The 10891-nt window shown below is 54.2% G+C and carries 10 protein-coding genes and 3 tRNA genes; 12 read left to right on the forward strand and 1 reads right to left on the reverse strand.

Features of this window, described 5'->3' with window-relative positions:
• Positions 1-11 precede the first annotated feature (11 nt).
• The 3 genes from LZ634_RS07750 to LZ634_RS07760 all read left to right on the forward strand — a co-directional run bounded on the left by LZ634_RS07750 (position 12) and on the right by LZ634_RS07760 (position 321).
• Positions 12-88, forward strand: a tRNA-Met gene (locus LZ634_RS07750).
• A gap of 46 nt (positions 89-134) precedes the next feature.
• Positions 135-209, forward strand: a tRNA-Gln gene (locus LZ634_RS07755).
• Positions 210-246: 37 nt separating this feature from the next.
• Positions 247-321 (forward strand) — tRNA-Gln (locus LZ634_RS07760).
• A 128-nt stretch (positions 322-449) separates the two neighbouring features.
• On the opposite strand, the gene ubiF is transcribed toward LZ634_RS07760, so the two are convergent.
• Positions 450-1625: a 3-demethoxyubiquinol 3-hydroxylase gene (gene ubiF / locus LZ634_RS07765; protein ID WP_234503707.1), complete on the reverse strand. Its 1176-nt coding sequence runs from the start codon at positions 1623-1625 to the stop codon at positions 450-452.
• A 150-nt stretch (positions 1626-1775) separates the two neighbouring features.
• On the opposite strand from ubiF, the gene miaB reads away from it, so the two are divergent.
• The 9 genes from miaB to LZ634_RS07810 form a co-directional block, all read left to right on the forward strand.
• Positions 1776-3209 carry a tRNA (N6-isopentenyl adenosine(37)-C2)-methylthiotransferase MiaB gene (miaB, locus tag LZ634_RS07770; RefSeq protein WP_234503655.1) on the forward strand — a complete coding sequence of 478 codons (1434 nt, stop codon included), beginning with the start codon at positions 1776-1778 and terminating at the stop codon, positions 3207-3209.
• Positions 3210-3363: 154 nt separating this feature from the next.
• A complete protein-coding gene (locus LZ634_RS07775) occupies positions 3364-4410 on the forward strand; it encodes a PhoH family protein (RefSeq protein ID WP_234503656.1) in 1047 nt (348 codons plus the stop codon).
• On the forward strand, positions 4407-4874 hold the full coding sequence (gene ybeY, locus LZ634_RS07780) for an rRNA maturation RNase YbeY (RefSeq protein WP_234503657.1): 468 nt from the start codon (positions 4407-4409) through the stop codon (positions 4872-4874). The genes LZ634_RS07775 and ybeY overlap by 4 nt, the downstream gene beginning before the upstream one ends.
• A 98-nt stretch (positions 4875-4972) precedes the next feature.
• The gene (corC, locus tag LZ634_RS07785; RefSeq protein ID WP_052284875.1) at positions 4973-5851 is read left to right on the forward strand and encodes a CNNM family magnesium/cobalt transport protein CorC; all 879 of its coding nucleotides are present in this window, start codon (positions 4973-4975) and stop codon (positions 5849-5851) included.
• Between the two features lie 5 nt (positions 5852-5856).
• Positions 5857-7395 carry an apolipoprotein N-acyltransferase gene (gene lnt, locus LZ634_RS07790; protein ID WP_234503658.1) on the forward strand — a complete coding sequence of 513 codons (1539 nt, stop codon included), beginning with the start codon at positions 5857-5859 and terminating at the stop codon, positions 7393-7395.
• A gap of 398 nt (positions 7396-7793) precedes the next feature.
• The gene (locus tag LZ634_RS07795; protein WP_234503659.1) at positions 7794-8717 is read left to right on the forward strand and encodes an amino acid ABC transporter substrate-binding protein; all 924 of its coding nucleotides are present in this window, start codon (positions 7794-7796) and stop codon (positions 8715-8717) included.
• A gap of 167 nt (positions 8718-8884) precedes the next feature.
• Positions 8885-9625: an amino acid ABC transporter permease gene (locus tag LZ634_RS07800; protein WP_234503660.1), complete on the forward strand. Its 741-nt coding sequence runs from the start codon at positions 8885-8887 to the stop codon at positions 9623-9625.
• Positions 9625-10299: a glutamate/aspartate ABC transporter permease GltK gene (gene gltK, locus LZ634_RS07805; RefSeq protein WP_234503661.1), complete on the forward strand. Its 675-nt coding sequence runs from the start codon at positions 9625-9627 to the stop codon at positions 10297-10299. The genes LZ634_RS07800 and gltK overlap by 1 nt, the downstream gene beginning before the upstream one ends.
• Positions 10299-10891 (forward strand): amino acid ABC transporter ATP-binding protein (locus tag LZ634_RS07810; RefSeq protein WP_234503662.1); only part of this gene is annotated, 593 nt, incomplete at its 3' end. The genes gltK and LZ634_RS07810, both read left to right, overlap by 1 nt.

Genomic DNA, 10891 nt, shown 5'->3' on the forward strand with positions numbered 1-10891 from the left:
ATGTTAGTATCGGCTACGTAGCTCAGTTGGTTAGAGCACATCACTCATAATGATGGGGTCACAGGTTCGAATCCCGTCGTAGCCACCAAATTCAGAATTTCTCGATTTAATCGATAAATTCGAAAAAAAATTGTTGGGGTATCGCCAAGCGGTAAGGCTCTGGTTTCTGATACCAGCATTCCGAGGTTCGAATCCTCGTACCCCAGCCATTTTCAAAAAGTCGTTTGCTTTAGCAGACGCACCCGTTGGGGTATCGCCAAGCGGTAAGGCTCTGGTTTCTGATACCAGCATTCCGAGGTTCGAATCCTCGTACCCCAGCCATTTTCGAAAAGCTCGCTTCGGCGAGCTTTTTTTGTTTTTGTACCCGTCGAATCATCCCGCCCTCTCTTCTCTGCGACTGATATCCCCATTTCCCGGGGTCACTATGCTCGCCCGGGATTGTCTTTGGTTTACACCCCTAATGCGTACTTCAGCGCCTGGCGTTTCAACACGCCCGCACGCTGCGCCGCCATCAGACCGACATTACGCAGCACGCGTAATGGTGCCAGATCGTTACTGAACCCGGCATAGAACAGATCCATTCCGCTTTGCATCAGTAAATTATCCACCCTACGACGCGCTTGATAGCGTTGCAGCACCGGCAGACTGGCCCAGTTTTCTCCGACGCTACGCGCGTTCGCCAATACATCCAACAGCGCATCAACGTCACGATAACCCAGATTGACGCCCTGCCCCGCCAGCGGGTGAATGGTGTGCGCAGCATCGCCGACCAATACCAGCCCCGGCTGCACGTACTGCTGGGCATGACGACGGGTCAGTGGAAAGGCACCGGAAGCCACCGGCGTGACATCACCTAATCGCGCCGGGAAATGAGCCGCAATTTCTCGCTTGAGCTGCGGCATCGAAAGCGACTGGAGCTGACGAATACGTGCCGGTGTGTCGTACCACACCAGCGATGCCCAATGATCAAACAGCGGCAGGAAGGCACGAGGGCCGGTTGGCGAAAACTGCTGCCAGGTGCTGTCACCGGGGTCGTTTTCGGACTTGACGGTTATCAACATACAGGATTGCGGATACTGCCAGCCGTGAATACCAATGCCCGCGAGTTGCCGTACCTGCGACATTGCGCCATCAGCTCCCACCACCAGCTTCGCGTGAATATCGCTCGCGTCGGCCAGATGCAGGAGCTGTCCCTCATCTTGCTGATGCATCGACTCAAGCGATGTCCCGTGGTGCAGCGTCACCTGTGGATGAGCCTCCAGTGCCTGCCACAATGCCAGCTGCAGCACGTTATTTTCGACCATATAACCAAGGTTGGGCAGTTTCAGTTCGCTGGCATCAAACACCACGTGCGCGTTCTGCCACTCCCAGGTTTCCAGCCGCCGCCACGGGTGCGCGCGCATGGCCAACACCGCATCCCAGACGCCCAGGCTACGTAATAAGGAAACAGAAGAGGCGCTGATAGCTGAAATCCGCACATCAGGCTGCGAAGACGGGTCAAAGGCCGGCGGGGCATTTTTTTCCAGCACCGCGACCGTAAAACCATTCTGCGCCAGCCCTAACGCTAACGCTGCGCCGACCATTCCGCCGCCAACGACGGCAACATCTGCGTGTAGAATTGTCATCATTTATTATCCTTAAACCTGAATCCCTCCAGTTTACCGGACTTTTCCGGACTTGAGGCGAATAACCGTCACTCTGGTCACAACCCCACCAAAGCATTACAATACGCGCCCTGCAATGTTGGCGAATAATAATTAAGCAAGAGCAAGTCGATGACAAAAAAACTCCATATTAAAACCTGGGGCTGTCAGATGAACGAATACGATTCATCCAAGATGGCCGATCTGCTGGATGCCACCCACGGCTATCAGCTGACTGAAAATGCCGATGAAGCCGACGTGCTGCTGCTGAACACCTGCTCGATTCGCGAGAAGGCGCAGGAAAAAGTATTCCACCAGCTCGGGCGCTGGAAGCTCATTAAGGCCAAAAGACCGGACGTCATCATCGGCATCGGCGGCTGCGTGGCTTCTCAGGAAGGCAAACTGATCCGCCAGCGCGCCCATTACGTAGACATCATTTTTGGCCCACAAACCCTGCACCGCCTGCCGGAAATGATCGACTCCATTCGGGGCATGCGCGATCGCCGTAAGCCCATCATCGACGTCAGCTTCCCGGAAATTGAAAAATTCGATCGCCTGCCTGAGCCGCGTGCCGATGGCCCGACCGCCTTCGTTTCTATCATGGAAGGCTGCAACAAATACTGTACTTACTGCGTGGTGCCATACACCCGCGGTGAAGAAGTGAGCCGTCCTTGTGACGACATCCTGTTTGAAATCGCCCAGTTAGCGGCACAGGGTGTGCGCGAAGTAAACCTGCTTGGGCAGAACGTCAACGCCTGGCGCGGCGAAAACTACGACGGCACCACCGGTTCATTTGCCGAGCTGCTGCGTTTAGTTGCCGCGATTGACGGCATTGACCGCGTGCGTTTCACCACCAGCCATCCTATCGAGTTTACCGACGATATTATTGAGGTGTATCGCGATACGCCGGAACTGGTCAGCTTCCTGCATCTGCCGATTCAAAGTGGTGCTGACCGCGTCCTGAATATGATGGGCCGTACGCATACCGCGCTGGAGTATAAATCGATTATCCGCAAGCTGCGTGAAGCGCGCCCGGATATTCAGATTAGCTCAGACTTTATCGTCGGCTTCCCGGGCGAAACCAGCCAGGACTTTGAGCAGACCATGAAGCTGATTGGTGAGGTTAACTTCGACGTGAGCTTCAGCTTTATCTTCTCCGCCCGTCCAGGCACGCCAGCGGCCGATATGGTTGACGATGTACCGGAAGAAGATAAGAAACAGCGTCTGTACATTTTGCAGGAGCGTATCAACCAACAGGCAATGGCCTGGAGCCGCCGGATGCTGGGCACCGTGCAGCGTATTCTGGTTGAAGGCACCTCGCGTAAAAGCATTATGGAGCTGACCGGCCGAACCGAAAATAACCGCGTGGTGAACTTCGAAGGCACCCCGGATATGATTGGTAAATTCGTCGATGTCGAAATCATGGACGTCTACACCAACTCGCTGCGTGGCAAACTGGTGCGCACCGAGGAAGAGATGGGTCTGCGCATTGTGGAGTCACCGGAGTCGGTGATTGCCCGAACCCGCAAAGAAAGCGACCTTGGCGTCGGGATTTATCAGCCTTAATCCCCATGGCCCGTCTACTCTGACGGGCCTTGTATTTCCTTCTGCCATCCCCATATTTATTGCAATGCTTGCGCCTTTTTCTATCGGCGTGAATAATTCCTTTATCAGCCGGTAAATGCTTGTCTTCCGGCAACTCACGCATAAGAGGAACAGTTTGAACATAGACACTCGCGAAATTACCCTGGAGCCAGTCGACAATGCCCGTCTGCTGAGCCTGTGTGGCCCGTTTGATGACAATATCAAACAGCTGGAGCGACGACTGGGCATCGAAATCAACCGCCGCGATAACCATTTCAAACTGACGGGACGCGCTATCTGCGTGACCGCCGCTGCCGACATTCTGCGCAGCCTGTATGTTGATACCGCTCCAATGCGCGGCCAGATTCAGGACATTGAGCCTGAGCAGATTCATCTGGCTATCAAAGAAGCGCGCGTGCTGGAACAGAGCGCGGACAGCGTGCCGGAGTACGGCAAGGCTATCAATATCAAAACCAAGCGTGGGGTGATTAAACCGCGTACGCCAAACCAGGCGCAGTATATTGCCCATATTCTTGACCACGACATCACTTTCGGCGTGGGCCCTGCGGGTACCGGTAAGACTTACCTTGCCGTAGCGGCCGCGGTCGATGCCCTGGAACGCCAGGAGATTCGCCGTATTCTGCTGACCCGTCCGGCGGTTGAAGCCGGTGAAAAGCTCGGCTTCCTGCCAGGCGATCTCAGCCAGAAAGTTGACCCGTATCTGCGCCCGCTGTACGACGCGCTGTTCGAGATGCTCGGCTTTGAGAAGGTTGAAAAGCTGATGGAGCGCAACGTCATTGAAGTGGCTCCGCTGGCCTATATGCGCGGCCGTACGCTTAACGACGCGTTTATTATTCTTGATGAGAGCCAGAACACCACCATCGAACAGATGAAGATGTTCCTGACGCGCATTGGCTTTAACTCAAAAGCGGTCATCACCGGTGACATCACCCAGATTGACCTGCCGCGCAGCACCAAATCTGGCCTCCGCCACGCTATTGAAGTGCTGGCTGAAGTCGATGAAATTAGCTTTAACTTCTTCCACAGCGAAGACGTTGTGCGCCACCCGGTGGTTGCCCGTATCGTTAACGCCTATGAGGCGTGGGAAGAAGCCGATCAAAAACGTAAAGCCGAGCAGGCCGCGGAACGTAAACGCGAAGCTCAGGCGCAGGAGCAGAAATGAGTCAGGTGATCCTCGATCTCCAGTTGGCCTGTGAAGACAACACCGGTCTGCCAGAAGAAAGTCAGTTCCAGAAGTGGCTTGATGCCGTAGTTCCACAGTTCCAGGAAGAGTCAGAAGTGACCATTCGCCTGGTCGATACGGCGGAAAGTCATGAACTGAACCTCACCTATCGCGGTAAGGACAAACCGACCAACGTGCTGTCGTTCCCGTTTGAAGCACCTCCGGGCATTGAGCTACCGCTGCTGGGCGATTTAATCATCTGCCGTCAGGTGGTTGAACAGGAAGCCGTCGAACAGGACAAGCCGCTGGAGGCCCACTGGGCGCATATGGTCGTCCACGGGAGCCTGCATTTATTGGGCTATGATCATATCGAAGATGAAGAAGCGGAAGAGATGGAAAGCCTCGAGACAGAGATAATGCTTGCTCTGGGCTATGAGGATCCGTACATTTCCGAGAAAGAATAAAGCATCGGGCTGCGGCCCGATTCTTTTACGTGCCGTCCGGCGCTGAATTTACGCGTGACGAGCGACAATTAAACCAACATGAGAACCCAAACGACGCCATGAGCGACGACAATTCACACAGTAGTGACACAGTAAACAGCAAAAAGGGATTCTTCTCCCTCTTACTCAGCCAGCTTTTCCACGGTGAACCGAAAAACCGTGACGATCTCCTGGCGCTGATCCGTGATTCCGGGCAGAACGAGCTTATCGATGAAGATACGCGCGATATGCTTGAAGGGGTAATGGATATCGCCGACCAGCGCGTCCGCGATATTATGATCCCGCGCTCTCAAATGATCACCCTGAAACGCAACCAGACCCTGGACGAATGTCTCGATGTCATCATTGAGTCCGCCCACTCGCGTTTCCCGGTTATCAGCGAGGACAAAGATCACATTGAAGGGATTCTGATGGCGAAAGACCTGCTGCCGTTTATGCGCAGCGATTCCGAAGCCTTCAGCATGGATAAAGTGTTACGCACCGCGGTTGTCGTACCGGAAAGCAAACGGGTTGACCGGATGCTCAAGGAATTCCGCTCCCAGCGCTACCATATGGCCATCGTTATCGATGAGTTTGGCGGCGTTTCTGGTCTGGTGACGATTGAAGATATTCTTGAACTTATCGTCGGGGAAATTGAAGACGAGTATGACGAAGAGGACGATATCGACTTCCGTCAGCTCAGCCGTCACACCTGGACTGTGCGCGCGCTGGCGTCGATTGAAGACTTCAACGAGGCGTTCAGCACCCACTTCAGCGATGAAGAGGTCGATACCATCGGCGGTCTGGTGATGCAGGCCTTCGGGCATCTGCCTGCGCGCGGTGAGACCATCGACATTGATGGTTACCAGTTTAAGGTAGCCATGGCCGATAGCCGTCGTATTATTCAGGTTCACGTTAAAATTCCGGACGATTCCCCTCAACCGAAACTGGATGAATAATCTCCATGGCATTTGCCTCACTGCTTGAACGCCAGCGCATTCGTCTGCTGCTGGCGCTACTTTTCGGAGCCAGCGGAACGCTGGCTTTTTCTCCTTATGACATCTGGCCGGCGGCGATAGTCTCGCTGCTAGGTTTGCAGGCGCTGACGCTAAACCGTCGCCCGGTGCAGGCCGCCGCGATTGGTTACGCCTGGGGCTTTGGCCTGTTTGGCAGCGGCATCAACTGGGTTTACGTCAGTATCGCGCAATTTGGAGGTATGCCGGGCCCGGTCAACGTGTTCCTCGTGGTCCTGCTGACCGCCTATCTCTCGCTGTATACCGGCCTGTTCGCCGGCATTTTGTCGCGCCTATGGCCGAAAACCAACTGGCTCCGCGTGGCGATTGCCGCCCCCGTCGTCTGGCAACTCACCGAGTTCCTGCGCGGCTGGGTGCTCACCGGCTTCCCGTGGCTACAGTTCGGCTATAGCCAGATAGACGGCCCGTTGCAAGGTCTGGCGCCGGTGATGGGCGTCGGGGCGATTAACTTCCTGCTGATGGCGGTAAGCGGCCTGCTGGCGCTGGCGCTGGTCACTCGCAACTGGCGTCCTCTGGTGGTTGGTGCAGTGTTATTTGCCCTCCCCTTCCCGCTACGCTACATCCAGTGGTATACGCTACAAACCGATAAAACCACTCAGGTTTCCATGGTACAGGGCGATATTCCACAGGCGCTGAAGTGGGATGAAAATCAGTTGCTCAATACGCTCAAAGTCTACCTCGATGCTACCGAACAGGTGATGGGCAAGTCTGAGCTTATCATCTGGCCAGAGTCGGCCATTCCCGATCTGGAAATTAACCAGCAGCGTTTCCTCAGCATGATGGATGATTTACTGCGGGCCAAAAACAGCACGCTAATTACCGGCATCGTTGACTCGCGTCTGAACCAGCAGAACCGTTACGACACCTACAACACCATCATTGCGCTGGGTAAAGACAGCCCGTACAGCTATGAGTCACGCAACCGCTATAACAAAAACCATCTGGTGCCGTTTGGCGAGTTTGTCCCGCTGGAGTCGATTCTGCGTCCGTTAGCGCCGTTCTTTGACCTGCCGATGTCGTCATTCAGCCGTGGGCCTTATGTTCAACCACAGCTTCAGGCGCATAACCTGAAGCTGACGGCGGCCATCTGCTACGAGATTATTCTCGGACAGCAGGTGCGCGACAACTTCCGCCCGGACACTAACTTCCTGCTGACTATCTCTAACGACGCGTGGTTTGGTAAGTCCATCGGCCCATGGCAGCATTTCCAGATGGCGCGTATGCGTGCGCTGGAGCTGGCTCGCCCGCTGCTGCGTAGCACCAACAACGGCATTACCGCCGTGATTGGCCCGCGCGGTGAAATCCAGGCGATGATCCCTCAGTTCACCCGTCAGGTACTGACCGCGAAGGTCACGCCAACCACCGGTTTAACGCCTTACGCGCGGACCGGTGACTGGACGCTGTGGGCAATTACCGTGCTGTTTGGTTTTGGCGCACTGGTGATGAGCCTGCGTCAGCGCCGCCGTTAATCTCTTAGCACTCTGGCGCTTGCCCGGCTAAATTCATTCACGTTTGTAGCCGGGTAAGTGCCGCATTTCCCGCATTTACCCTTCTCTGACAATCCGTTCTGGCACGCCACTTGCTTAATATAATCAAGAGGCTGCATCACACTGATAAGCGCAACCCGGTTGCACCACAAAAAGACATCGGTAGCACCATTATTGTGCAAGTGGTGTTTTTTGCCTCAAAGCGGTGCGGCGCACTTCGCAAAAATAAACAATAATGCAGCAAAATCTTTACATTAAGCCAAACTAAATGCTAACAAACACACATAACGCTGCTGACGAAAAGTGCAGCCTATAACAACACGACAATCACAATGGGTATCAATGCATCATTGCCGATGCAGAGGATAAAGGAGTTGGAAATGCAATTACGTAAATTGGCCGCCGCCATGCTGGTTCTGGGTGCGAGCGCAGGTCTGGCACATGCAGAAGACGCAAAACCTGCAGCCGATGCCGCACAGCAGCAATCGACTCTGGATAAAATCGCGAAAAACGGCGTCATCGTCGTCGGCCATCGTGAATCTTCCGTACCGTTTTCCTATTATGACAACCAGCAAAAAGTGGTCGGTTATTCTCAGGACTACTCCAACGCCATCGTTGAAGCCGTCAAGAAAAAACTGAACAACCCGAAACTGGATGTGAAGCTGATTCCTATCACTTCCCAGAACCGTATTCCTCTGTTGCAAAACGGCACCTTCGATTTTGAATGTGGTTCCACCACCAACAACCTCGAACGCCAGAAACAGGCCGCTTTCTCTGACACTATCTTCGTAGTCGGTACCCGTCTGTTAGTGAAAAAAGGCGGCGCAATTAAAGACTTCGCGGACCTGAAAGATAAAGCCGTCGTTGTCACCTCCGGTACCACCTCAGAAATTCTGCTGCATAAGCTGAACGACGAGCAAAAAATGAATATGCGCATCATCAGCGCCAAAGACCACGGCGACTCCTTCCGTACGCTGGAAAGCGGTCGTGCGGTGGCCTTTATGATGGATGATGCACTGTTGGCGGGTGAACGTGCGAAAGCCAAGAAACCGGACAACTGGGAGATCGTCGGCAAGCCGCAGTCCCAGGAAGCCTACGGCTGCATGCTGCGTAAAGATGACCCTGACTTCAAAAAACTGATGGACGATACCATCGCTCAGGCACAGACCTCAGGCGAAGCGGCGAAGTGGTTTGATAAGTGGTTCAAAAACCCAATTCCACCGAAAAACCTGAATATGAACTTCGAGCTGTCTGAAGAGATGAAAGCGCTGTTCAAAACGCCAAATGACAAAGCACTTAACTAATTAAAACAACAGGGCGGAATAATCTGCCCTCTCGATTGTAGTTCAGCACGGACAGACTATAAGTCAGGTGGTCGTTCCCCACCTGGCCTGAATACCGCAAAAACGCTGTTCAACAATCTTCGAGGGTAGCAGGAATCCTGCTACCCTTTTTTTTCTGGAGTCCATTTATGTCCATAGACTGGAACTGGGGTATCTTTTTACAACAGGCCCCATTCGGCAACACCACCTATCTCGGCTGGCTCTGGAGCGGTTTCCAGGTCACCGTGGCGCTTTCTATTACCGCATGGATTATCGCTTTCCTCGTCGGTTCACTGTTTGGCATTCTGCGTACCGTGCCCAATCGTTTTTTATCGATGCTTGGCACCTTGTATGTAGAGCTGTTTCGTAACGTCCCGCTGATCGTGCAGTTCTTTACCTGGTACCTTGTGGTGCCGGAACTGCTGCCGGAAAACCTCGGAATGTGGTTTAAGTCCGAGCTGGATCCCAACATTCAGTTCTTCCTCTCCTCAATGATCTGTCTGGGTCTGTTCACCGCCGCCCGCGTCTGTGAGCAGGTGCGCGCGGCTATTCAGTCGCTGCCGCGCGGGCAGAAAAATGCCGCGCTGGCGATGGGCCTAACCCTACCGCAAGCTTACCGCTACGTGCTGCTGCCGAACGCCTACCGCGTCATCGTGCCGCCAATGACCTCTGAGATGATGAACCTGGTGAAAAACTCGGCCATCGCCTCAACTATTGGTCTGGTCGATATGGCCGCTCAGGCAGGTAAACTGCTGGATTACTCCGCGCACGCCTGGGAATCCTTTACGGCGATCACTGTCGCCTACGTATTGATTAACGCCGTAATTATGCTGGTGATGGCGGTGGTGGAACGTAAAATCCGCCTGCCGGGCAATCTGGGGGGTAAATAATGTACGAATTTGACTGGAGTTCTATCGTCCCGTCGATGCCCTACCTGCTGGCAGGTCTGGTTATCACGCTCAAAATTACCGTGACGGCAATTATCATTGGTATTGTCTGGGGCACTATCCTTGCGGTAATGCGTCTGTCGACATTCAAACCAATTGCCTGGTTTGCCAAAGCCTACGTCAACGTCTTCCGCTCTGTGCCGCTGGTAATGGTGCTGCTGTGGTTTTATCTGATTGTGCCGGGTTTTCTGCAAAACGTACTGGGGCTGTCGCCAAAAAGCGATATCCGCCTGATCTCGGCCATGGTGGCGTTTTCGATGTTTGAGGCCGCCTACTACTCGGAGATTATCCGCGCCGGTATCCAGAGCATCTCCCGCGGGCAGTCTAGCGCTGCATTAGCGCTGGGGATGACCCACTGGCAGTCGATGAAGCTCATCATTCTGCCGCAGGCGTTCCGCGCCATGGTGCCGCTGCTGCTCACCCAGGGCATAGTGCTGTTCCAGGATACGTCGCTGGTGTACGTCCTGAGCCTCGCGGACTTCTTCCGTACCGCCTCAACGATTGGCGAGCGTGATGGCACCCAGGTGGAAATGATCCTGTTTGCTGGTTTTGTTTACTTTGTGATTAGCCTTAGCGCCTCGCTGCTGGTCAGCTACTTGAAGAAAAGGACCGTGTAATGATTACCCTGAAAAATGTTTCTAAATGGTATGGCCACTTTCAGGTGCTGACCGACTGCTCCACGGAAGTGAAAAAAGGCGAAGTGGTGGTGGTGTGCGGGCCGTCTGGTTCCGGCAAATCCACCCTGATCAAAACCGTGAACGGCCTGGAACCAGTCCAGCAGGGTGAGATTCTGGTCAACGGCACCCAGGTCAACGACAAGAAAACGGATCTCGCTAAGCTGCGTTCTCACGTCGGCATGGTGTTCCAGCATTTCGAACTGTTCCCGCATCTGTCGATTATCGAAAACCTGACGCTGGCGCAGGTGAAAGTGCTTAAGCGCGATAAAGCCGCCGCCCGTGATAAAGGTTTAAAGCTGCTTGAGCGCGTGGGTCTTTCCGCTCATGCCAATAAATTCCCGGCCCAGCTTTCAGGCGGCCAGCAGCAGCGTGTGGCGATTGCCCGTGCGCTGTGTATGGATCCGGTCGCGATGCTGTTTGACGAACCGACTTCTGCGCTCGATCCTGAGATGATCAACGAAGTGCTGGACGTGATGGTAGAACTGGCCCACGAAGGAATGACGATGATGGTGGTGACTCACGAAATGGGCTT

The organism is Kluyvera intermedia, from assembly GCF_021440345.1.
GTDB classification, from domain to species: domain Bacteria; phylum Pseudomonadota; class Gammaproteobacteria; order Enterobacterales; family Enterobacteriaceae; genus Kluyvera; species Kluyvera intermedia_A.